Annotated in this window: 20 protein-coding genes; 10 read left to right on the top strand and 10 right to left on the bottom strand. The window is 68.5% G+C overall.

What is annotated here, in order from left to right; translation table 11 throughout:
* Window positions 1-114 precede the first annotated feature (114 nt).
* On the bottom strand, window positions 115-1377 hold the full coding sequence (locus tag AC3IS2_RS12620) for a type III PLP-dependent enzyme (protein WP_489198129.1): 1263 nt from the start codon (window positions 1375-1377) through the stop codon (window positions 115-117).
* Between the two features lie 284 nt (window positions 1378-1661).
* On the opposite strand from AC3IS2_RS12620, the gene phnC reads away from it, so the two are divergent.
* The 4 genes from phnC (at window position 1662) to AC3IS2_RS12600 (ending at window position 5419) form a co-directional block, all read left to right on the top strand.
* Complete coding sequence (phnC, locus tag AC3IS2_RS12615; protein WP_489198128.1) at window positions 1662-2459, top strand: phosphonate ABC transporter ATP-binding protein; 798 nt, start codon at window positions 1662-1664, stop codon at window positions 2457-2459.
* Window positions 2456-3463, top strand: coding sequence for a phosphate/phosphite/phosphonate ABC transporter substrate-binding protein (gene phnD, locus AC3IS2_RS12610; protein ID WP_489198127.1), 1008 nt, complete (start codon window positions 2456-2458; stop codon window positions 3461-3463). Before phnC ends, phnD begins: the two co-directional genes overlap by 4 nt.
* Window positions 3460-4269 carry a phosphonate ABC transporter, permease protein PhnE gene (gene phnE / locus AC3IS2_RS12605; protein ID WP_489198126.1) on the top strand — a complete coding sequence of 270 codons (810 nt, stop codon included), beginning with the start codon at window positions 3460-3462 and terminating at the stop codon, window positions 4267-4269. The genes phnD and phnE overlap by 4 nt, the downstream gene beginning before the upstream one ends.
* A 79-nt stretch (window positions 4270-4348) precedes the next feature.
* Window positions 4349-5419, top strand: coding sequence for a substrate-binding domain-containing protein (locus tag AC3IS2_RS12600; RefSeq protein WP_489198125.1), 1071 nt, complete (start codon window positions 4349-4351; stop codon window positions 5417-5419).
* 69 nt (window positions 5420-5488) lie between these two features.
* Here the strand turns inward: AC3IS2_RS12600 and AC3IS2_RS12595 are convergent, their stop codons facing one another.
* The 4 genes from AC3IS2_RS12595 to AC3IS2_RS12580 all read right to left on the bottom strand — a co-directional run bounded on the left by AC3IS2_RS12595 (window position 5489) and on the right by AC3IS2_RS12580 (window position 9054).
* Window positions 5489-6364, bottom strand: a complete 876-nt coding sequence (locus AC3IS2_RS12595; protein ID WP_489198124.1) for a WcbI family polysaccharide biosynthesis putative acetyltransferase — start codon at window positions 6362-6364, stop codon at window positions 5489-5491.
* Window positions 6361-7419: a GSCFA domain-containing protein gene (locus tag AC3IS2_RS12590; protein ID WP_489198123.1), complete on the bottom strand. Its 1059-nt coding sequence runs from the start codon at window positions 7417-7419 to the stop codon at window positions 6361-6363. Before AC3IS2_RS12590 ends, AC3IS2_RS12595 begins: the two co-directional genes overlap by 4 nt.
* Before the next feature lie 11 nt (window positions 7420-7430).
* Window positions 7431-8516 carry a glycosyltransferase family 4 protein gene (locus AC3IS2_RS12585; RefSeq protein WP_489198122.1) on the bottom strand — a complete coding sequence of 362 codons (1086 nt, stop codon included), beginning with the start codon at window positions 8514-8516 and terminating at the stop codon, window positions 7431-7433.
* Window positions 8517-8592: 76 nt separating this feature from the next.
* Window positions 8593-9054, bottom strand: coding sequence for an Lrp/AsnC ligand binding domain-containing protein (locus AC3IS2_RS12580; protein WP_489198121.1), 462 nt, complete (start codon window positions 9052-9054; stop codon window positions 8593-8595).
* 119 nt (window positions 9055-9173) lie between these two features.
* Here AC3IS2_RS12580 and putA point away from each other — a divergent pair, with 119 nt between their 5' ends.
* Both putA and AC3IS2_RS12570 read left to right on the top strand, forming a co-directional pair.
* Window positions 9174-12290, top strand: coding sequence for a bifunctional proline dehydrogenase/L-glutamate gamma-semialdehyde dehydrogenase PutA (gene putA / locus AC3IS2_RS12575; protein ID WP_489198120.1), 3117 nt, complete (start codon window positions 9174-9176; stop codon window positions 12288-12290).
* 99 nt (window positions 12291-12389) lie between these two features.
* On the top strand, window positions 12390-13625 hold the full coding sequence (locus AC3IS2_RS12570) for a tetratricopeptide repeat protein (protein WP_489198119.1): 1236 nt from the start codon (window positions 12390-12392) through the stop codon (window positions 13623-13625).
* A 20-nt stretch (window positions 13626-13645) separates the two neighbouring features.
* Here AC3IS2_RS12570 and AC3IS2_RS12565 read toward each other — a convergent pair whose 3' ends face one another.
* The 4 genes from AC3IS2_RS12565 to AC3IS2_RS12550 form a co-directional block, all read right to left on the bottom strand.
* Window positions 13646-14647: a class I SAM-dependent methyltransferase gene (locus tag AC3IS2_RS12565; protein WP_489198118.1), complete on the bottom strand. Its 1002-nt coding sequence runs from the start codon at window positions 14645-14647 to the stop codon at window positions 13646-13648.
* Window positions 14648-14756: 109 nt separating this feature from the next.
* Window positions 14757-15671: a hydroxymethylglutaryl-CoA lyase gene (locus tag AC3IS2_RS12560; RefSeq protein ID WP_489198117.1), complete on the bottom strand. Its 915-nt coding sequence runs from the start codon at window positions 15669-15671 to the stop codon at window positions 14757-14759.
* Entirely contained in the window at window positions 15671-17344 is a 1674-nt protein-coding gene (locus AC3IS2_RS12555; protein WP_489198116.1) for an ArnT family glycosyltransferase, read from the bottom strand. The genes AC3IS2_RS12560 and AC3IS2_RS12555 overlap by 1 nt, the downstream gene beginning before the upstream one ends.
* A 39-nt stretch (window positions 17345-17383) precedes the next feature.
* Complete coding sequence (locus tag AC3IS2_RS12550; RefSeq protein ID WP_489198115.1) at window positions 17384-17665, bottom strand: DUF2867 domain-containing protein; 282 nt, start codon at window positions 17663-17665, stop codon at window positions 17384-17386.
* A 117-nt stretch (window positions 17666-17782) separates the two neighbouring features.
* On the opposite strand from AC3IS2_RS12550, the gene AC3IS2_RS12545 reads away from it, so the two are divergent.
* On the top strand, window positions 17783-18520 hold the full coding sequence (locus tag AC3IS2_RS12545; protein WP_489198114.1) for a glycosyltransferase family 2 protein: 738 nt from the start codon (window positions 17783-17785) through the stop codon (window positions 18518-18520).
* Window positions 18521-18601: 81 nt separating this feature from the next.
* Entirely contained in the window at window positions 18602-19027 is a 426-nt protein-coding gene (locus AC3IS2_RS12540) for a hypothetical protein (protein WP_489198113.1), read from the top strand.
* A 4-nt stretch (window positions 19028-19031) separates the two neighbouring features.
* Here the strand turns inward: AC3IS2_RS12540 and AC3IS2_RS12535 are convergent, their stop codons facing one another.
* Entirely contained in the window at window positions 19032-19442 is a 411-nt protein-coding gene (locus tag AC3IS2_RS12535; protein ID WP_489198112.1) for an AprI/Inh family metalloprotease inhibitor, read from the bottom strand.
* A 172-nt stretch (window positions 19443-19614) separates the two neighbouring features.
* On the opposite strand from AC3IS2_RS12535, the gene AC3IS2_RS12530 reads away from it, so the two are divergent.
* Together AC3IS2_RS12530 and AC3IS2_RS12525 are read left to right on the top strand one after the other, a co-directional pair.
* On the top strand, window positions 19615-21306 hold the full coding sequence (locus AC3IS2_RS12530; protein WP_489198111.1) for a type I secretion system permease/ATPase: 1692 nt from the start codon (window positions 19615-19617) through the stop codon (window positions 21304-21306).
* On the top strand, window positions 21303-22643 hold the full coding sequence (locus AC3IS2_RS12525; RefSeq protein WP_489198110.1) for an HlyD family type I secretion periplasmic adaptor subunit: 1341 nt from the start codon (window positions 21303-21305) through the stop codon (window positions 22641-22643). Before AC3IS2_RS12530 ends, AC3IS2_RS12525 begins: the two co-directional genes overlap by 4 nt.
* Window positions 22644-22715: the final 72 nt, after the last annotated feature.

Below are 22715 nucleotides of genomic sequence, written 5' to 3'. Positions count from 1 at the left end.
CGGAGGGAATCCCTGGATTTGAGCGCCCGTCGTCAAGAAAAAGCAGCGGCCCGGACGGAGCGACGGGCCGCTGCAGATCATACCAACGTCCGAAGACGGTTTTGGGTCAGTCGATCAGCGCTTGCGCTTGCGCACGCCGGCCTTGCCCTTGGGGCGCGACAGGCGGACGATCTTGCGCGCGGCTTCCTCGGCCGAGGTGCGGACCGTCGGGATCGAGCGCGGCGCCAGGCCGTACATCGAACCCATGGGGGCGTCCTCGACCACGGCGATGTCGTGTTCGCCATAGCCGTTGAAGCCGGTCGTCATGGCCACGCCATAGGCGCCGAGCATGCCGATCTCGATGAAGTCGCCTTCCTGCACATCGGCCGGCAGCCAGAAGGGGCCGGGCATGTGGTCGATGCTGTCGCAGGTCGGACCATAGAAGCGGAAGGGCTTCAGCTCCGACGAGGCTTCGGCGTCCCGGACCAGCTTGGTCGGGAAGGGCCAGCGCGAGTGGGTGGCGTCGAACAGCGAGCCGTAGGACCCGTCGTTCAGATAAAGAGCGTCGCCCTTGCGCAGGTCCACGCGGCACAGCACCGACGAGGATTCGGCGACCAGCGCCCGGCCGGGTTCGCACCACAGCTCGGTCGTTTCGGACACCGGCATCTCGTTGAAGCCGCGGTGGATGGCGTCGGCGTATTCGCTCAGGTCCGGCGGGACCATGCCCGGATAGACCGAAGGGAAGCCGCCGCCGACGTCGACGATGTCGACGAAGACGCCCGCCTTCTTGATGGCGCGGCCGACCTGGGACATGGCGGCTTCATAGGCCGACGGACGCATGCACTGCGAACCGACGTGGAACGACACGCCCATCAGGCCGTCCTGAACCGCCTGGCGCACGGCCAGCAGCAGGGCGGGGGCCTGATCCGGCGAGACGCCGAACTTGCCCGACAGGGAATAGGCCGCGCCGTCCGCCGAAACGGACATGCGCACGACCAGGTTCAGGTCGTCGGCGCCGTCGGTGGCGTCGATGATCTTTTGCAGTTCGTCATGGCTGTCGAGCACGAAGGTGCGCACGCCGTGGTCGGCGTAGGCGGCACGAATCGCGCCGCGGCTCTTGACCGGGTGCATGAAGGCCAGGCGCGCGTTCGGGCTGACCGAGCGAACCAGCTCGATCTCGGCCAGAGACGCCACGTCAAAGGCGTTGACGCCCTCTTCCACCAGGGTCTCGATGACCCAGCGCGAAGGGTTCGCCTTCACTGCATAGAAGACGTCGGCTTTCAGATTATCCTGGAACCAGCGCGCCGCTACGGAAACCGAACGCGGCCGCACGAGGGCGACGGGACGTTCAGGGGACCGCTCACGGACCAGGTCCAGGGGAAGTTGGTACGTGCGCAATTCACGTAACCCCCTGCTAATTGTTAACCCAGACCGGCGTTAGCAGCGCTTAACGGTTAGACCACGGGGTCCGCCGGAACGCGCGATGTAGGGATGCCGACCCGTCATGTAAAGCGGTAATTTCGTGACCTGCCCAGGGGCGGACCTAGGGCGGACCTGGGGCGGAACCGGCGCGCCGGGGCCTCGGACTGGACGAAATCGACGCAGCCGTGCCATTAAGACTTGCCGAAACGCGCGTGGCGCGTCATGCGGCGCCCCCTGTTGCAACCGCCACCCACGGGTTCATGAGTTCTTCAACCGCCGCTGTCGCGTCCGTACGGGATGTGTCGAAGACCTACGGAGCCAGAAAGGCGCTCGACGGCGTGTCCGTCGAAGTGGCCGCCGGTGAGATGGTCGCCCTGATCGGTCCGTCCGGATCGGGCAAGTCCACGCTGCTGCGCTCCATCACCGGACTGCATCCGATCGACCCCGGCAAGGGGACGATCCAGGTGTTCGGCGAGACCGTTCAGCAGAACGGCCGCATCACCGGCTCCGTGCGCCGGGCGCGCGGCAAGCTGGGCATGATCTTCCAGCAGTTCAATCTGGTGGGGCGTCTGTCGCTGTTCTCCAACGTCATGCTGGGGGCGCTCGGGCGTCTGCCGGGCTGGCGCGGCGTCTTCGGCGTCTGGCCCAAGGCCGACCAGGATCGCGCCATGGCGGCCCTGCACCGCGTGGGCGTGTCCGAATACGCCGCCCAGCGCGCCAACACCCTGTCGGGCGGTCAGCAACAGCGCGGCGCCATCGCCCGCGCCATCGTCCAGGGCGCGAAAGCCATCCTGGCCGACGAGCCGGTCGCCTCGCTGGACCCGGTTTCGGCCCGCAAGGTCATGGAACTGCTGGTCGAGCTGAACAAGCGCGACGGCATGAGCGTGATCGTCACCCTGCACCAGGTCGACTACGCCATCCGCTACTGCGACCGCGTCGTCGCCCTGCAGAAGGGCAAGGTGGTCTACGACGGCCCCTCGACTGGCCTCGATTCCAAGCGCCTGATTGAAATTTACGGTCCCGAATACGAGGACGCGTTCTGGGAAGCCAAGGCATGACCCGCATCGCCATCACCCGCCGCCTGCTGGGCGCCGCCGCCGCTGCGACCCTGACCCTGGGCCTCGCCGCCTGCGGCAAGGGCGAAGAGACCAAGCCGGGCGCCGCCCCGACCGAGATCACCTTCTCCATCCTGTCGGCCGAGGGCCAGGCCTCGTCGGGCCCGATCTGGCAGCCGCTGCTGGACGACATGTCCAAGTCGCTGGGCGTCAAGGTCGTCCCGCGCTTTGGCTCCAACTACAACGTCCTGATCGAGGCCATGCGCTTCAACCAGTCGCAGGTCGGCTGGTTCTCGGCCAAGCCGGCGCTGGAAGCCATCGACCGCGCCAATGGCGAAGTCGTGGCCCGCATCGTCGATCCGGAAGGCCGCGATTCCTATCAGTCGACCCTGATCGTCAAGAAGGGTTCGGGCATCACGCTGGACAAGGTCCTGGCCTGCGACAAGAGCCTGACCTTCGGCATCGGCGACGCCCAGTCGACCTCGGGCACGCTGGCGCCCATGACCTTCCTGTTCAACCCGCGCAGCATCGTGCCGTCGCAGTGCTTCAAGGTCGTGAAGTCGGCCAGCCACCAGAACAACGCCTTCGGCGTCGCCGCCGGCGTCGTGGACGTGGCCACCTCGAACACCGTCAACACCATCTTCATGACGCGCGAGAGCCCCCAGACGGCCGCCCAGCTTGAGGAAATCTGGCAGTCGCCGCCGATCCCCGAGTCGGGCATCGTCATCCGCGAGGATCTGGATCCGGCGCTGAAGGAGAAGATCCGCAGCTTCTTCCTGACCTACGGCCGCGGTGAAGGCGCCGAGGCCGAGCGTCAGCGCAAGGTGCTGCTGGGCCTCAACTATTCCATGTTCCGCGCCGCCGACGACTCCTACCTGGACCCGGTGCGCGAAATGGTCGCCGACCAGAAGCTGACCGAGGCCCGCGCCAAGAACGACACGGCCGGCGTCGCCGCCGCCGAGCGTGAACTGGCCGCTCTGCGCGCCAAGCGCGAGGTCCAGCCTTGACCGCACCCGTGACTACGGCGGCCATTCCGGCCGCGCCGACCAAGCCGCTGTCCGCCTGGCTCTTCGACATCGCCCTGTGGGGCGGGATCGCCGCCGTCCTGCTGATCAGCTTCAAGGCCGTCGATCTGCCGAACCTGAAGCTTCTGGTGACGCGCTCCAGCGACATCGGCGTCTTCGCCAAGGAACTGCTGCACCCCGACTTCTCGAACTGGAGGATGCTGGTCGCCCAGATGTGGCAGACCATCCAGATCGCGCTGTGGGGCACCTTCCTGGCCGTCTTCCTGGCCGTGCCGCTCAGCCTGATGGCGGCGCGCAACATCGCCCCGGCCTGGATGGTCTGGCCGGTGCGTCGCGTCATGGACCTGCTGCGTTCGATCCCCGACCTGGTGATCGGTCTGCTGTTCATCGTCGCCGTGGGCCTGGGCCCGCTGGCCGGCGTTCTGGCCATCTCGCTGAACACCGCGGGCGTCCTGGCCAAGCTGTTCTCCGAAGCCGTCGAATCGATCGACAAGGGTCCGGTCGAGGGCGTGCGCGCGACTGGCGCGGCCAAGCTGCATGAGATCGTCTGGGGCGTCTTCCCCCAGGTGGCGCCGCTGTGGACCTCGTTCGCCCTCTACCGCTTCGAGTCGAATAGCCGTTCGGCCACCGTTCTGGGCCTGATCGGCGCCGGCGGCATCGGTCAGGTGCTGTTCGAGAGCATGGGGGCGTTCAACTACAATCAGGTCTCGGCCATCGTCATCATCGTCGTGGTCGCCGTGACCCTGATCGACGTCCTGTCCCAGGCCATGCGCAAACGTTTGCTCTGACTGTCACAAAGGTCTGGCCGGACCGTCACACTCCGCTGCTCTAAAGCGTCGCATACTGACGACTTGGAGAGGTCCGGCCATGATCCGTTCCCTGAAACTCACCGCCTGCACCGCCGCCCTGCTCGCCCTGGCGGCTTGCGGCAATAACGAGGACGGCGCCGCCCCCGGCAGCCAGAAGGCCCGCGCGGGCATCTGGGCCGCCGGCTCCTCGACCGTCTTCCCCTTCGCCACCCGCGTGGCCGAGAACTTCGCCCGCACCTCGGGCGGCGCTGCGCCGCGCGTTGAATCGCTCGGCACCGGCGGCGGCATCCAGGCCTTCTGCGCCGGCGTCGGCCCCTCGACCCCGGACATCGCCAACGCCTCGCGTCCGATGAAACAGGGCGAGTTTGATCGCTGCGTCGCCAACGGCGTCACCGACATCGTCGAGATCAAGATCGGCTTCGACGGCATCGTCATCGCCACCGCCCGCAGCGGCAACAGCTTCAACTTCGAGCTGAACGACCTCTATGAAGGTCTGGCCAAGGAAGTCCCCGGCGCGAACGGCGCCTTTGTCGCCAACCCGGCCACGACCTGGAACCAGGTCAACAAGGCCCTGCCGAACCAGCGCATCCAGGTCTACGGCCCGCCGCCGACCTCGGGCACCCGCGACGCCTTCCTGGAGCTGGGCATGGCCCCGGGCGGCAAGCTGATCCCCGCCGTCGCCGCCTTCAAGGACGACAAGACCAAGTTCGAGACCCTGACCCACACCCTGCGTGAAGACGGCGCCTGGGTCGACTCGGGCGAGAACGACAACGCCATCGTCCAGACCCTGACCCGCACCCCGGGTTCGCTGGGCGTGTTCGGCTTCTCCTTCCTGGAGCAGAACATGGACACGGTGAAGGCCGAGACCATCGACGGCGTGGCCCCCTCGGCCGAGACCATCGCCAACGGCACCTACCCGCTGGCTCGCAGCCTCTACATCTACGTCAAGAAGGCCCACATCGGCGTGACGCCGGGCCTGGAGCAGTTCGTCCAGGAGTTCATGTCCGAAGGCTCGGCCGCCCGCGGCGGCTACCTGCAGGACCGCGGCCTGGTGCCGCTGCCCGCCGACCAACTGACCGCCGAACGCGCCAAGGCCGCCGCCATGACGTCGATGGCCCGTCCGAACTAAGCGTTTCGCTTAGGCTGAAACGATGACGCCCCGGGATCGCTCCCGGGGCGTTTGTCTTTGGGGCGGCGTTCAGCGGCTACGAACGACGTGGGCGCGGATGAAGTCGCGCGCCCTCTGGATGGCCTGTTCGCCGGGCGCTTCGCCCAGGGTCTGATCCCCCAGCCCGTCGAGCGCCTCATAGGCGCGGCGAGCGGCGTCTTCCATGTCGTGCGGGTCCCAGGAGGCGGCCGCCGCCGCCCAGCCGCCGCGTTGCGCCAGTTCAGGATAGACGGGCCAGACGGGGCCTTGGGCCAGCTCATCATCCGGCAGGGGGGCGGAGGCGACGCGCGCAATGCCCGCCAGATCGAGGGCCTGGGCGGCGACCGCCTGAAGAATCTCGATCCTGGGATGATTGATCGTATGCATGAAGGGCGCGGCAGGCGCGTCCAGGAAGACGGACAGGTCGAAGCCGTGACGCCGGGCCTGGCCGTTGAGCAGGGCGGCGGCTTCGTCGAAGGCGTCGACATAGCCCAGGGCAGCGTAGGTGAAGGCGTTGAACAGCCTTGCAGCCCGTTCGGGCGGCAGGCCTTCGGCCCAGGCGGCGCACAAAAGGGCTGAATGATAGGGGCCGACGATCCCGTCCATCGCCCGACCCCCGCGCATCACATAGACGCAGTCGGGGTGGAAGCCGCGAAAGATGATCGGCGGCCAACGGCGCGCGCGCGGTCCGCTTCGATCCAACGCCGTTTCGAACAGTCCGGTCAGGCGCGGCTGCACCGCCTCCAGCGTCTGGATCAGGGCCAGATCGCAGGCGGCTATCTCGGCGGCGATCGATTCGATGACCTCGGTATTGTCGCCGTCGGCCAGGGAGACGCTGCGCGCTGTGACTTCGACCTCGGGCGCGAACAGGCGAAGGCACTGGGCCACGCCGTGCGCCTGACAATTGCCGAGGACGCCGATTCTCATGGGCGGTCGATCGCCTCTTCGTCGCAGATGACGCCTTGCAGCGCTGCGTCTTCGTCGTTTGCGGTTGTTGTCGGCGTCCGGGACGTGGGCCCCCTTGGCGGCGGTGCGTCGGCTGTCTGGCCCAGATAGTGCCGACCGAACACCTTCATCACCTGGGCCACGCCTTCGGGCAGGACGTTGCGGAGGTCCTCGGCGAAGTAGCGGCCTCGGCTCTGCGGGCCGGTGATGATCTCATAGCTGGGGAAGTAGTCGACGTCCTGATTCTGGCGCACCACGGTTTCGGCCGCCACGCGCAGCACCGACTTGCTGTAGGTCGTGGCCGCCAGCACGTGGCGGTCGCTGATGGTGGCGACCAGGGCGACCGGCGAGACGGTGAGCAGCACGCGCAGGTCGGGGTTGAGGATGCGGGCCAGCTTCAGCACGGCGTTGAGGTCGTCGACGATCTCCTGAACCGTGAAGTGGTGGGGCTGGATCAGGTCGGAGCGGTCGGCGTCGCCCGCGACGCCGGGGGCGAGGGGAAAGACCGCGCCGTCTTCCTGCGAGACCCAGCCTTCGGTCAGGCCCAGGGTGAAGACCAGGACATCCGCCTGCTCGAACATGGTCCGCACGGCGCACAGATGCTGCTCGCGGTCGGCCAGCATGGTCTCGACGCTGGCGAATCCGTCGGGTTCGATCTGCGGCCGGAAGGGATCGACGAAATGTTCGCCCAGGCGCCAGGCTGGCTCGGCCGGCGCAAACAGGCCGAAGGCCCGCTGGAACAGCTGCAGCAGTTGGCGGGCGGTGTAGATGTTGCCGAAGCGGGCGGGATAGACGCCGTAGTTCCGGTCCTCCGGTCCCGGCTCGGTGACCAGGTAGCGATAGCCCTGGGCCTGCAGCGCGCGCGACATGTGCTGGGCGAAACAGCTTCCGGCGGTGACGATCCGGTCCTCGCGGCCCAGGACGAAGCGCGGGTTCACGACCGGGTCCACGTCCTCGGCCGCCGGGCGCGCCACGGCGCGGGACCAGAAGGCGTGATCGGGTTGGCTGCGATAGGGGTTGTGGTCTGCGCTGGCCATGCGCCCTCCGGTCAGGCCGCCGCCTTGCGCCTCAGCCGGGCGATGCGGCGCAGACGGCGCCAGAAGCGGCCGCGCGCGGGCTCGGGATAGGGCTGCAGGTTCTCGACGAACTGCTCGGCGGAGGCGCGCCAGCTGAACTTCTCGGCGTAGGCGCGCACGTCCTTGCGATCCAGCTCGAGAGCCTTCAGGCAGGCGGTCGTCAGGTTGTCGTCGATGGCGCCCGCGTTCGAGCCGGGGATGATGTCGATGGGGCCGTGCGCCGGATAGGCGGCGACCGGTGTGCCCGCGCCCATGGCCTCCAGAATCACCAGGCCGAAGGTGTCGGTCCAGCTGGGGAAGACGAAGACGTCGGCGTCGGCGAAGCAGCGGGCCAGCTCCTCGCCGAAGCGGACGCCAAGGAACTTGGCCTCGGGGTATTTCACTTCCAGCTCGGCGCGGGCCGGGCCGTCGCCGACGATGATCTTGGTGCCCGGCAGGTCCAGTTCGAGGAAGGCCTCGATGTTCTTCTCGACGGCCACGCGGCCGACGTTGAGGAAGAAGGGGCGCGGCCAGTTCTCGCCGCCCATCTCCTTGTAGATCGGCTCAAGGTCGGGACGGAACAGTTCGGTGTCCACGCCGCGCGTCCACGGCGAGACGTTGCGGAAGCCGTGCTCGACCAGTTCGTCGCGCAGGGTCGGGGTCGCCACCATCAGCCGGCCTGACGGCTTGTGGAACCACTTCATGTAGGCGTAGCCGACCTGGACCGGGATCGGGAAACGAGCCGAGACGTATTCCGGGAACTTGGTGTGATAGCTGGTCGTGAAGGGCAGCTTCCATTCCACGCAGATGCGGCGCGTGGCGATGCCCAGCGGACCTTCGGTGGCGATATGGACGGCTTCGGGCTCGAAGGCGCGCAGGCGTTCGCGAATCTCTTCTTCGGCCCCCAGGGCCAGCCGGATCTCGGGATAGGTGGGGCAGGGGATGGTCTTGAACTGGCTGGGTTCGATGACCTCGACCTCATGACCCATGGCGCGGCATTCGGCCACGGTACGGGTCAGGGTTCGGACGACGCCGTTGACCTGAGGCTCCCAGGCGTCGGTGACCAGGACGATACGCATTGAAATCGAGTAGGCCCCGGGCCGTTTCGCTGAGCCGAAAGTTCTAGACGGTTAGAATGACGAAGGCGAGACAGGTTTACAGCGGCAGGACCGTGGTCGACTTCACCTCTTCGAGAACAGCATAGGTCCGCGTCTCGCGCACGCCGGGCATCCGCACCAGAATGTCGCCGAGGAAGACGCGATAGGCGTCCATGTCGGCCACCCGGGCCTTGATTAGATAGTCGAAGCCGCCGGCGACCATATGGCATTCCAGCACCTCGGGCTGGCGGCGCACGGCGTCGGCGAAGGCGTCGAAGACGTCGCCAGTGGTTCGGTCCAGCAGCACCTCGATGAAGATCAGCAGGGCGCGTCCCGCCGAGGCTGGGTCGATCAGGGCGGCGTAGCCGGTGATGACCTTCCTGTCCTTCAGCCGCTTGACCCGCTCGAAACAGGCGGCCGGCGACAGATTGCACCTTCTGGCCAGTTCCGCGTTGGAGATGCGGCCGTCGGTCTGCAGTACGCGCAGCAGGCGGCGGTCGGTGTCGTCCAGAGTTTGCATGGCAGATGGACCTGTCAGCCGAAGGATCGTTGGTTCAACCCGTCATCATACAGTGCACATTCGGTCAAGTCCGCCATATATGCCGGAAATCGAAGGGTTTGATCCCCAGGGTGAGTTTCATGACGCCGACCGACCTCAAACACTGGGACGACCTCGACCGGAACAAGTTCCGCGACGAGCGCGAGACCGTGGCCGAACTGCTGGCCCATCTGCCGATGGATCGCGACGAACGCGCCGATGTGCTGCGCGACGCCGTCGCCCTGGTCGATCACGCCCGTCTCAGCCAGAAGAAGCAGGGCGTGGTCGAGAGCTTCCTGCAGGAGTTTTCGCTGGGCACCCGCGAGGGCCTGGCCCTGATGTGCCTGGCAGAGGCCCTGCTGCGTACGCCCGACGCCGACACCCGCGACCGCCTGATCGCCGAAAAGATCGGTTCCGCCGACTGGGCCTCGCACCTGGGTCAGTCCGACAGCCTGTTCGTCAACGCCTCGACCTGGGGCCTGATGCTGACCGGCAAGCTGGTCGACGCCGACGAGGAGGCCAAGACCGACCTGCCGGGCTTCCTGATGCGCATCGCCGGGCGTCTGGGCGAGCCGGTCATCCGTCAGGCCGTCGCCACCGCCGTCAAGATCATGGGCGAGCAGTTCGTGGTCGGCCGCACCATCGAGGCGGCGCTGAAGCGCTCGGACCGCGAGGGTTGGCTGTGCAGCTTCGACATGCTGGGCGAGGGCGCCCGCACCGTCGCCGACGCCGAGCGCTATGAAAAGATCTACGCCGACGCCATCGAGGCCGTGGGCAAGACCGCCAAGGGCCAGGGTCCGGAAGCCGGTCACGGCGTTTCCGTCAAGCTGTCGGCCCTGTCGCCCCGCTATGAGGCGACGCAGGAAGACCGCGTCTGGGAGGAACTCTACCCCCGCATCCTGCGTCTGGCCCTGATCGCCGCCAAATACGACATCAACTACACCATCGACGCCGAAGAAGCCGACCGTCTGGCCCTGTCGCTGAAACTGCTGGAACGGCTGGCCCGCGAACCGGCTCTGGGCGACTGGCAGGGCCTCGGCCTGGCCGTTCAGGCCTATCAGAAGCGCACCACCGAGACGGTTCAGAAGCTAGCCGAACTGGCCAAGTCCTCGGGCCGTCGCCTGATGGTGCGCCTGGTCAAGGGCGCCTATTGGGACACCGAGATCAAGCGCGCTCAGGTCATGGGCCGCACCGACTATCCGGTCTTCACCACCAAGCCCGCGACCGACCTCAACTATCTGGTCTGCGCCAAGGCCCTGATCGAGGCCTCGCCCTACATCTACGCCCAGTTCGCCACCCACAACGCCCACACGCTGGCCGCCGTCCGCCGCATGGCCCGCGACCGGGGCGTTGTCATCGAGCATCAGCGCCTGCACGGCATGGGCGAGGCCCTCTATGACGCCGCGCACGAGGCCTGGGCCGACGAGGAGGTCATCGTCCGCGCCTACGCCCCCGTCGGCGGCCATGAAGAACTGCTGCCCTATCTGGTGCGCCGCCTGCTGGAAAACGGCGCCAACTCCTCCTTCGTCCACGCCCTGCTGGACGAGCGCGTTCCGGCGAGCGCCGTCGCCGCCGACCCCATCACCGCCGTCGAGGCCCAGCCCGACCGCCACCCCAGGATTCCGGTTCCCATGAACATCTACGGCGATCGCCAGAACTCCCTCGGCCGCGACTATTCGCAGGCCGCCGACCGTGAACGCCACGCCAAGGCCCTGGAGCGCGTTGACAGCGAGAAGCTGACCTCCGGCCCCATCATCGGCGGCAAGCTGAAGGCGGGCGTGAACCCGCAGGACGTGACCAATCCCTTCGACCGCTCGCAGGTCCTGGGTCATGTCTCGGAGGCCTCGGTCGAGGACGTGGACGCCGCCGTGACGGCCGCTGGAAACGCTCAGGTCGCCTGGGACCGCATTGGCGGCGCCGGTCGCGCGCCGATCCTGCGCGCCATGGCCGACGCCCTGGAAGCCGACCTGGACCGCCTGGTCGCCCTCTTGTCGCGTGAAGCCGGCAAGACGCTGAACGACGGCGTGGCCGAGGTGCGCGAAGCCGCCGACTTCTGCCGCTACTACGCCCTGCTGGCCGAGCGCGACTTCGGCGGTCGTCAGACCCTGAAGGGTCCGACCGGCGAGACCAATGAACTGGTCCTGCACGGCCGCGGCGTCTTCGCCGCCATCAGCCCGTGGAACTTCCCCCTGGCCATCTTCGCCGGCCAGATCGCCGCAGCCCTGGCCGCCGGCAACGCCGTGGTGGCCAAGCCCGCCGAGCAGACCCCGCTGATCGCCGCCGAGGCTGTGCGCCTCTTCTACAAGGCCGGTCTGAACCCGGACCTGCTGGCCCTGGTCCCCGGTCGCGGCGAGGTGGTCGGCGCGGCCCTGACCGCCCATCCGGGCATCGACGGCGTGGCCTTCACCGGCGGCACCGACACCGCAGCGGCCATCAACCGCGGCCTGGCCGCGCGTCCGGGCGCCATCATCCCCTTCATCGCCGAGACCGGCGGCCTGAACGCCATGTTCGTGGACACCACGGCGCTGAAGGAACAGGTCATCGACGACGTCATCCTGTCCGCTTTCGGCAGCGCCGGCCAGCGCTGTTCGGCCCTGCGCATCCTCTATGCGCCCAAGGAAGCCGCCGACGCCCTGATCGAAGGCCTGAAGGGCGCGCTGGCCGCCCAGGTCGTGGCCGACCCGACCGACCCGACCAGCGACATCGGCCCGGTCATCGACGCCGAGAGCCGCGCCAACCTGGAAGCTCACGTCGCGCGCCTGTCGAAAGAGGCCAAGATCGTCGCCCGCGCCGAACTGCCGGCCGGTTCGGACAAGGGCGACCTGTTCGCCCCGACCATCGCCGAGATCCCGACCCCGGACTTCCTGGAGCGCGAGGTCTTCGGCCCGATCCTGCACGTCTATCGCTATGACTCGAAGGATCTGAAGTCGGTCGCCGCCAAGCTGGCCGCGCGCGGCTACGGCCTGACGCTCGGCGTCCACAGCCGCATCGAAGCCTTCGCCGACGAGGTCGTGCGTCTGGTCCCGGCCGGCAACGTCTATGTGAACCGCTCGATCATCGGCGCCGTGGTCGGCGTGCAGCCGTTCGGCGGCGAAGGCCTCAGCGGCACCGGCCCCAAGGCCGGCGGCCCCAACAGCCTGATCCGCTACGCCGCCGAAAAGGCCATCAGCGTCAACATCGCGGCCCAGGGCGGCGACCCGGCGCTGCTGAACCTCTGAGCGATTTCCGACGGCGCATCGATCCGACCTTGGTCGATGCGCCGAAGGCCTTCGCGCCCTGCCCCAAATCGGTCTAAGGCGTGGGGATAAGGTGCCTGAATGATTGACCTCTTTCGCAGCGACAACGTCGTTGTCCGCAGCGTTCCAACCGACAACCCCCATCGCTGGGTCGTGACTTTCGACAACTATGGCATTGGCCATGGTTTCGATCGTCCTGGATTCGGCGAGGATTTCCTGCGTCAGTCGGGCGTGTCCGCCATCCATGTCATGGGGCGCTGCGAGGACTGGTATCAGTATCCCGAGATGGCCGAGGTCATGGCGGCGGTCCGGGCGGCCACGGCCGGCGCCGAGCGGGTGATGACCTACGGCTCCAGCATGGGCGCCTATGCCGCGCTTCGGTTCGCCGACGCGGCGGGCGCTCACGCCGTGCTGGCGATCTCGCCCCAGTATTCGATTGATCCGGCCAAGGTTCCGTTCGAGACGCGCTGGCTGCAGGACGGCAAGCGAATCGCATTTCGCCCGGAGATCGATGATCGTCTGACCAGCGCCTGCCGCCCGTTGATCGTCTATGATTCGGCCAGCGACGATGAAAAGCACGTGCGCCTGATCGCCGCCGACATCGACGCCGATCTGGTCGGCCTGCCCTATGTCCACCATCCGGCGACCACCTATCTGAACGAGATGGGGCTGCTTGGATCTCTGGTGTTTGATGTCCTCGCCGGCGATCTGGATGTGGAGAGCTTCCGGGCCGAGGCGGTCGCCCGACGCCGCAACAGCGCCGTCTATCTGAGCCGACTGGCCGAACTCCAGCCCGCTTCCCGTGTCCGCACGGGGCGAGGGATCGCGGCCCTGGCGCTGGAGCGCGCCCCGCACAACCCGATGGCCCTGACGGCGCTGGCGGCCTACCTGACCCGCGCCGGCGAGCATGATCGGGCGATCGTCCTGCACGAGCGCGCCACGGAGTTGGGCTTCCGGGCGGCCAACTATCTGGTGCCGCACGCCAATGCGCTGGTCGCCGCGGGCAAGACCGAAGAGGCGCTGCAACTGGTGGACGAGGTGCTGGGTCAGCTGCCGACGGCCGCCCACCTGCGTTACTGGCAAGGCGCCATCCTGTGGCAGACGGGATCAAGCGATGCCGCCATCGCCGCTGTCGAGCGCGCGATCGCTCTAGACCCGTTCGAGATCCGCTATCGCAACACGCTGGCTCGGTTCCGCAGCGAGCACGGCGGAGGGGTAGGACGTCTACTCTATCGGGTGCGCCGGGGGCTGGGTCTCGGCCCGTCCAGCGAGGGCGAAGCTGTTGCGCCCCTGCGCCGCGTCGCCCGGTTTCGCTGACCGGGGCGAGCCCCTGCTGATCAGCCGCGCTGCACGATGATGCCGACCGAGGTGGCGGCGTGGCCGTAAAGCGCCATGCGCAGGTGCGGCTGGTCGCGATAGGGCGGGACGTCCAGATAGCGATCAATCGGGCCGTCGCCCATTTCCAGGTCAAAGGTCGCGACCTTGTGGCCCTGTTCGGTCAGGCGTCGGGCCAGACGTTCCAGGTCCTGGCGGCGGAACAGGACGGTGTCCCTGTGATCCACGGTCTCCTCGTTGGAGGCGTAGTTGTATTCGGTGGTGTGGATGGCCCATCCGCCGGGCTTGAGGCACTGGATCGAGCGTTCGATGAAGGCCAGGCCTTTGTCGATGGAGCCGAGGTGCTCCAGCGCGCAGGCCGACCAGCAGAAGTCGAAATCGGTCAGGTCGTCCGGCACATGGTTCATGTCGCAGGTGCGGAAGGTGACGTTTTCTTCGAACAGGGCATCGGGGCAGACGGCGGGCTTGCGCAGCGCTTCCTTGCCCGTCGCGTGCTGATTGGTCAGGGTCCAGCCCATCTCCTCGGCGCGGGTCAGTTCCATGTCGGTGGCCGTGATCCGGCAGTTCTGCGAGGCGAAGAAGGCGCTGAGCGGCTCTGATCCCACGCCGAAGCCGAGGCCGCGCGCGCCAGACATGACGGCGCCCCGTTCCCACAGCGCCTGGCAGATGAAGACGAATTCCCAGAGCTTGCGATGATAGCGCAGGGGTTCGTGCAGTCGTTGGGTCCAATAGGAGAACCAGGGCGTCTCGAAGCTGTCCTGGCGGCAGACCGTCCCATGTGGGAAAACGCCGCCGCCGGGGCGGCCGTCGATCAGCGGCGGTTGACCGGCCCAGGCTTCGCGTTGGGGCAGGGTCAGGACGCTGAACAGCAGTCGGGTTTCCAGCCGATGCTCCTGCATGGCGAGAGTCAGGGCGTCGAGTTGACCCGGGGTCCTTTGCAGGCGACGCAGCAGCAGACTGGCCCTGCGGGCGTCTTTGATCCAGGACTTGAACGTATTGAGCAAGGCGATCTCGTGTGACGGGCCGTGGGGGGACCGGCGCTATGAAAGCAGTGTTTCTACCCTAGCGGAGACTGGCGCCTCTTTGGAAGCGCACGCGGCGCTGCTGGACCAGCTAGGCGCCCCAGCCGCCCGCCCGGCTGAGGGCGCTGGGACTCGGCCGACCGATCTGGTCGCCGATCCAGCGGGCGCTTTCGATCAGCTTGTCGAGGTCGTAGCCGGTCGAGAAACCGGCGCGTTCCAGCATGTAGACCAGGTCCTCGGTGGCGACGTTGCCGGTGGCGCCCGGCGCAAACGGGCAGCCGCCGATGCCGCCGGCGGAGGCGTCCAGGATGTCCACCCCGGCCTCGACGCCGGCATAGGCGTTGGCCAGGCCGGTGTTGCGGGTGTCGTGGAAATGCAGGCGCAGCGTGGCGTCAGGCGCGGCCTTGCGGGCGGCCTCGACCTTTTTCGTCACGCTCCACGGATCGCCGACGCCGATGGTGTCGGCCAGGGCGATCTCCTCGACGCCCAGGGCGGCGATGCGGGCGACCAGATCGCTGACCTGTTCGACCGAGACCTCGCCGTCGAAGGGGCAGCCCCAGACGCAGGACAGGGTGGCCGACAGCTTGGGCGTCGCGCCGTGCGCGCCCGCAGCATTGGCGCGGCCCGCCATGATGTCGGACAGCATCTGCACCTGCTGGTCGACGTTCAGCCCCTGGTTCTTCAGGCCGAAGCCGTCGGTGGCGGACATGGCGACATTGACCTCGTCCACCGCCGTGCCCAGCGCCCGGTCATAGCCCTTGCCGTTCAGGACCAGGCCGATGCGGCTGCGGCCCTCGGCGGGGGGCAGGGCGGCCATGACCTCTTCGGCGCCGGCCATCTGCGGCACGTATTTGGGGTGGACGAAGCTGACGGCCTCGATCCGTTTCGCGCCCGCGGCTTCGAGGCGGCGCACGAAGTCGGCGCGGACGGCGGGCGTCAGCACCGCCTTTTCGTTCTGCAGGCCGTCGCGCGGCCCGACCTCGACGATCTGGATGAAACGGCCCATCAGCGCGCCCTCCGTTCGCCAGCCCCGGCGGGGGCGTAGACGGTCAGGCGCACGTCGTCGCCCGAGGAATAGTTGTGGCCGCTGACCACGCCGACGGCGCGCCCGGCGGCGCCGAGGTCAGCGAGCGCGCGGCGGAAGGCCTCGTCGTCATGGGCCTCGACGATGGCGGGACGGCCCTCGGCCAGGGCGCGGGCGGCGCCGGGACCGTCGGTCAGCTGGGTGTCGCGGCCGGTCAGGAAGACGAAGCTGGGCTCATGGAAGCTGGTGATGGCCACCGGCCCTGGATAGCGGCCCTGGGCGGGGCTCAGCTCGGCCGACTCCAGCGTCTTCACCAGGCGCGGGGCGATGGACAGGGGACGCAGCTGGCGGATGGTCCCGGCCAGACCCGCATGGGCGATGACGCCGCACAGGATGGCGGCCATCACCCCGGTGATCGCCGCCCGATTGACCAGCAGGAAGCCGCCGACCGCCGCCGCCATGACGGCGAAGACGATGGTGACTGTGGCCCAGGTCTGGGCCGTCGAGCGGCCGAACTCGGTCAGGCCGTAGACGGTGATCAGGCAGATGACGACGGCGGCGAACAGGCCCAGCAGGGCGCCCGACACGCGCGACACCTTGCCGATCGGCTGGGTCAGGGCGGCCGCCGCCAGCAGGGCGATCGCGCCGAAGGTGGGCAGGGTGTAGTGCCACAGCTTGGTCGGGGCGATCTCGAACATCAGCCAGGCGGGGACCAGCCAGCAGACGGCGAAGCGGATGGCCGGCTCGGCCTGGCGGCGCCAGCCCGTCGACAGGGCGGCGGGCAGCATCAGGGTTACGGGGAAGAGCAGCAGGGGCGACAGCAGGGCGTACATGCCGATGAAGCCGCCGTGGCTTTCATGGGCGCCGGCCAGCTTCGGCGCCAGGTCGCCGCCGATGGCTTCACGCCAGAAGCCGCCGTCGGTGGCGATGGTGATGGCGATGGCCCACGGCCCGACCAGCAGGGCCACCAGAGGCAGACCCCAGCCCCAGCCGAGACGCCCCAGCCATTTGATGTTTCGGTCCCAGACCGACAGGGCGATGATCGACAGGGCCACGACCAGCAGGCCGATCGGTCCCTTGATCAGGATGGACAGGCCGACGCCCAGCCAGAACAGCAGCTTGTGCCAGCGCACCGGCCGTTCGTTGGCCCGCGTCGCCATATAGATCCGCGCCAGCGCCGCCATCGACAATGTGGTCAGGCCGCACAGCATGGCGTCGGTCTTGGCGATGCCCGCCTCGGACGACAACAGGAAGGTCGCGCCCAGCATGGCGCCGGCCAGGAAGCCCGCGCGGTGGCCGAACAGGGCCGCGCCGGCCCAGGCCACGGCCCAGGCGGCCAGCATGGCCCCGAACAGCGACGGCAGGCGATAGGGTTGGATGTTGCGGTCCTCGACGTCCGAGGTCAGGCCGACGGCGGCGGCCTGCATCCAGTAGATGCCGACCGGCTTCTTCCAGCGCGGTTCGTCCTGGAAGCGGATGTCGACATAGTCGCCGCTTTCCAGCATCTGCGCGGTCGCCTGGGCGAAGCGGCTCTCGTCGCGGTCCAGCGGCGGCAGCAGCAGCAGGCTGGGCAGACCGGCGAGCAGGGTCAGCAGGGCCGCCAGAACGGGGCCGCGCCAGCCGGCGATGAGGTGATCCAGGTTCGGGCGGTTCATGGCGCTGTCGTATCACGCCGACGACGCCCCCCGGAAGCTTCAGCTTGCAAGGCTGCGCAGCATCCGCGCCACGATGGCTTTGTGGAACGGCGTGATGACGGCGATATAGACCCGTCCGAGCGCATTGTGGCGGTGCACCAGGCCGTTGCGCAGGGCCATCAGCCGGCCGATCCAGTTCGGGGCGCTGGCGGTCATCCGCTCCAGCGCCTGCCGCGCCGTCAGCGGCCCGGCCACGCCCTCAATGCCGAAACGGTCGGCCCAGTCGGCGCGGGGCAGGGCGGGATGGGGCAGGGCGAGCGGCATTTCACAGGCAGCGGCCATGGCGGGTCCCTTGATGTTGCGGCCAAGTCGTCCTCCCGTCGGCGCGCCGACGCCATGAGGCGCAACGCCGCGCGGCGCCGTTTCACTCAGGCCTGACGATGCGCTACAGAGCGACGGATGACCGACAGCTTCGCTTCCGTTCCCGACATCTCCGTCGTCGTGCCTGTTCACGACGAGTCCGGCGCCGCCGTGCCTTTGGCGCGCGAGATCGCCGAGGCCTTCTCCGGCCGGTCCTATGAAATGATCTTCGTCGACGACGCCAGCCGCGATTCGACCCTGGCCGAGTTGAAGGCCGCCATGGCCGAACTGCCGACCCTGCGGGTGCTGGCCCATGCCACCAATGCCGGCCAGAGCCGCGCGGTGCGCACGGGCGTCCTGGCGGCGCGCGGCGGCGTCGTCGTCACCCTGGACGGCGACGGCCAGAACCCGCCCGCCGACGCCCCGCGTCTGGCCGACGCCCTGATCGCCGCCCCGGCCAATGTCGCCCTGGTCGGCGGCGTCCGCGCCAAGCGTCAGGACACCGAGGCCAAGCGTCAGGCCTCGATCTGGGCCAACCGCATCCGCAGGAAGCTGCTGGCCGACGACGCCGACGACACCGGCTGCGGGCTCAAGGCCTTCCGCCGCGACGTCTTCCTGCGCCTGCCGTACTTCGATCACATCCACCGCTATCTGCCGGCGCTGACGATCCGCGAGGGTTACGAGAACCGCTACCTGCACGTGGATCACCGCCACCGCGAGACGGGCCGGTCGAAATACACCAACTGGGGCCGGCTGCGGGCCTCCTTCTCGGACCTGCTGGGCGTGATGTGGCTGAAGTCGCGCTCGCGTCGTCCAGGCGCGATCAGCGAGTTCTGAGCCCGCCATTCTGGTCCAGGGGGGCCTGTATGGTCGTGCGTCGGAAACAGGGTTAAGCAGGGCGATCTGGAGGGGCCGCCCATGCTGATCGCCATACCGCTGCTGGTCGTTCCAGTCGTGATCTACAATCTGGTGATCCTGCTTGGCGGAGGCGGGGCGGATCCCTTGCTGGGCCCGGCGCCCGTGCTGGGCGAAGTCCTGTTCCGCGTGCCGATGACCTCGGGCGCGGTCTGGAGCGTCACCATCGGCGACCTGATCCTGTTCCTGTCGCTGATCCTGCTGTTCGTGGAACTTCTGAAGTCGACCTCCAGCCAGAGGGTCGCCATCGTCAATCACGCCCTGTCGATGGCGCTGTTCGTGATCTGTCTGGTCGAGTTTCTGCTGCTGCCGGGGTTCGCCGGATCGGTCTTCTTCCTGATCCTGACCATGGTGCTGCTGGACGTGCTGGCGGGCTTCATCGTCACCATCATCGCCTCGCGGCGCGACTTCGACCTGAACCCGCGCTAGGCGGTCAGGCCAGAGGGGCCCGTTCCATGCGATAGGCGGCGCCGCCGCTGCGGGCCTCATAGGCGTCCACCGTTCGGCGACGCAGGCTGATGATGACCGCGCCGTCCGCAGCGCGCAGCTCCAACCCGTCCGACGTCAGGCGCCAGCTTCGCGCCCTGGCCAGATCAGGCAGGCGGCAATCCTCCAGCACCACGCCGTAGCCGCCCTCCGACGCATTGAGGTTGAGCGCCAGCAGGCAGGACCGAGCCTCGCCTTCGACTGAAATCCGCCACAGACCGACGGCGTCCTGCGGCGTGGCGGGGGAAGGAGAGGGGGCGGCAAGGGTCACGGGCGGCGCCTCGGAACGACAGGCCGCGGCGGAGGCTGCGGCGGCCCAGATGAAGATCGGAACGGCGATGAAGGAGAAACGGCGCATGGTTCTGTCCGTGACGCTAACCTCGCGTTGAGGCGGTTGTCGGGCAGAACTCTATCCCGACTGCAACCGACGCGATAGGTTGTCGGTTTCCGCCCACAGGGTTTCCTCGTACGGGCGTCTGGAATGCTGCGTGTTTAAAAGCCTTCTTCCTGACGGGCCGGGGACCCGGCCATTGGCGGACGCCTTTCGGGCGTGCCGCACCCACTTTCTGTGGGCGGCGGGGTTCAGCGCCCTGGTCAACCTGCTCTACCTGACGCCGACCCTCTACATGATGCAGGTCTATGACCGCGTCGTGCCGACGGGCGGGCTGACGACGCTGGCCTTCCTGACGGTGATCGCCGTCCTGGCTCTGGCGGCGCTGTCGGGACTGGACTGGATCAGGGGGCGCTTGCTGCTGCGCGCTGGTCTGCGTCTGGACCGGCTGCTGTCCGCCCGGGTTCTGGCGCGGGTGACGGACCGCGAGGGGCCGGCCCCGGGCGCCCAGGTCCTGCGCGAGTTCGACAATGTGCGCGCCGCCGTCGCCGGTCAGGGGGCGCTGGCGCTGTTCGACGCGCCGTGGACGCCGATCTACCTGCTGTGCTGTTTCCTGCTGCACCCGGCCATCGGCGTGCTGACCCTGGTCGGGGGCGCGGTGCTGGTGGCGCTGGCCGTCGCCAATGAACGCGACAGCCGCGCCCGTCTAAGCGGGGCGATCCAGGCCGCCAACGCCGCCTACGCCGCCCAGGAGGCCATCGCCGGCCAGGCCGAGGTCGTGCGCGCCCTGGGCATGCGCGAGGCCAGCATCGCCCGGCAAGTCGACCAACGCCGCGAGGCTGTCTCCCGACAGGCCGACGCCCAACTGACGGGCGGACGATATAGCGGCGCGATCAAGTTCGTGCGCCTGACGCTGCAGTCGCTGGCGTTGGGCGTGGCCGCCCTGCTGGCCGTGCGCGGTCAGTTGTCGCCGGGCGCCATCATCGCCTCCTCGGTCCTGCTCAGCCGCGCGGTGGCCCCGGTCGAGCTTCTGGTCGGCGCCTGGCCCGGCCTGGTGCAGGCGCGCGCCAGCTGGCGCGCCCTGGTCGAGCTGTTTTCCTCCACGGCCTCTCAGGAGGCTCAGCGCACGGCGCTGCCCGATCCGAGCGGCCGCGTGACGCTGGAGGGCGTGTCCATGCGCTATGCCGGCACGGAGGCGCCGCAACTGCGGCAGGTGTCGCTGTCGGTGTCGCCGGGCGAGGTGCTCGGCGTCATCGGAGCCAGCGGCTCGGGCAAGACCACCCTGGCGCGCATCCTCGCCGGGGGCATGAAGCCGACCGCCGGGGTCATCCGTCTGGACGGCGCGGCCTATGAGGCGCGGCCCGGCGACGATCTGGCGCGGCACATCGGCTATCTGCCCCAGACGCCCAGCCTGTTCGCGGGGACCATCAAGGACAATATCGCCCGCTTCATCTCGACGCTGGAGCATGATCCGGTTCAGGTTGATCGCGATGCGGTCGCGGCGGCGCAGGCCGCGGGCGCCCATGACATGATCCTGCGCCTGCCCAAGGGCTATGACACCCTGCTGGGGCCGTTCGGCGCCGGCCTGTCGGCCGGCCAGGCCCAACGCGTCGCCCTGGCGCGGGCCATGTTCCGCGACCCGGTGCTGCTGGTGCTGGACGAACCCAATTCGAATCTGGATCAGGAAGGCGAGACCGCCCTGTTGTCCGCCGTCAAAAGCGCGGCGTCGCGCGGCGCAGCCGTCGTCGTGGTGGCGCATCGGGCGGGCGTTCTGGCCCAGGTCGACCGGCTGCTGATGCTGGCCGATGGGGCGGTGCAGATCGAAGGGCCGCGCGAGACCGTGCTGGAGCGCCTGCGCCACGCCAGCCCCAACCGGACGTCCGCCCCATGACCGCCGCGCCTTCTTCGCCGCCGCCAGCCGTGGAAATCGACGCGCCAGGCCGCGACATTTGCCTGGGCGCCGCGATCTTCATCGCCTTCTTCGTGGTTTTCCTGGGCTGGGCCGCCTTCGCGCGGCTGGACGCCGGCGCCTATGCCCAGGGCGAGGTGTCTGTTTCGGGCAACCGACAGGCGGTGCAGCACCGCGAGGGCGGCGCGGTTTCGGCGCTGAAGGTGGCCGAAGGCGACCACGTCGTGCGCGATCAGGTGCTGATCGAACTGGCGTCCGGCGAACTGATCGCCGCCGAGCGCGGGCTGGCGGGTCAGGTCTACGCCCTGTTGGCGCAGCGCGCGCGCATGACGGCCGAGCGGGATCGGCTGGGCGCGATCGTGACGCCGCCGGAACTGACCGGCCTGCCGCCCGAGGATCAGGCCCTGGCCGACGAGGCCATGCGGCTGCAGCGGCTGCAGTTCGCCGCTCGGCGGGTCGGGCGGGGCACCGAGACCGGGGTGCTGTCGCAGCGGTCCCAGCAGTTGGAGCAGCAGATCGCCGGACTGCAGCGCCAGATCGCGTCCAACCTGGAACAACGCCGCCTGATCGTCGAGGAACTGGACGGCGTGCGTTCCCTGGCGGCCCAGGGCTATGCGCCGCTGACCCGCGTCCGCGCACTGGAGCGCACCGCCGCCTCGCTGGAAGGCGAGGAGGGCTCGCTGCGCGCCCAGGTCGCCCGCGCCCGCGAAGCCATCGGCGAGACGCGGCTGGAAATGTCGGGCGTGACGACCAAGCTGAACGAGGATGTGGCCGAGCAGCTGAAGCAGGTCGAGGTCCAGTTGAACGAACTGCGTCCGCGGCTGGTCGAAGCGCGCGCCCAGATCGCCCGCAACCGGGTTCGTGCGCCGGCGACCGGCCAGGTGGTCGGGCTCAGCGTCTTCACGGTCGGCGGGGTGGTCCAACCGGGGCAGATCCTGATGGAGATCGTGCCCGACGACGCCTCTCAGGTGATCGTCGCCTCGGTCAGTCCCGGCGATATCGACAATCTGCGCCCCGGTCTGAGCACCGAGGTGAAGTTCCCGGGTCTGCGTGACCGCAACCCGCCGATCATCCACGGTCGCGTGACACGCATCTCGGCCGACCGCCTGACGTCGGAGACCGCCTCGGGGGCTCATCCCTTCTATCGCGTGGAGATCGTCGTGCCGGCCGGAGAGATGGCCCGTCTGGGACCGTCGGCCGCCAACATCCGCCCCGGGATGCCGGTCGAGGTGGTGGTGGTCACGCGCAAGCGCACGGCGCTGCAGTATCTGTTCGAACCCCTGGGCCGCAGCCTGTTCCGCTCGGGCAGCGAACGCTGAGGCGCGGGCCTAGCTGAAGGCGACGAAGACCAGGGCGACCACGGTCACGTCGAACAGGCGGGCGGCGAGGTT

This window comes from Brevundimonas sp. KH_025 (genome assembly GCF_057839885.1).
This window is presented reverse-complemented; position numbering and strand designations above follow the sequence as displayed.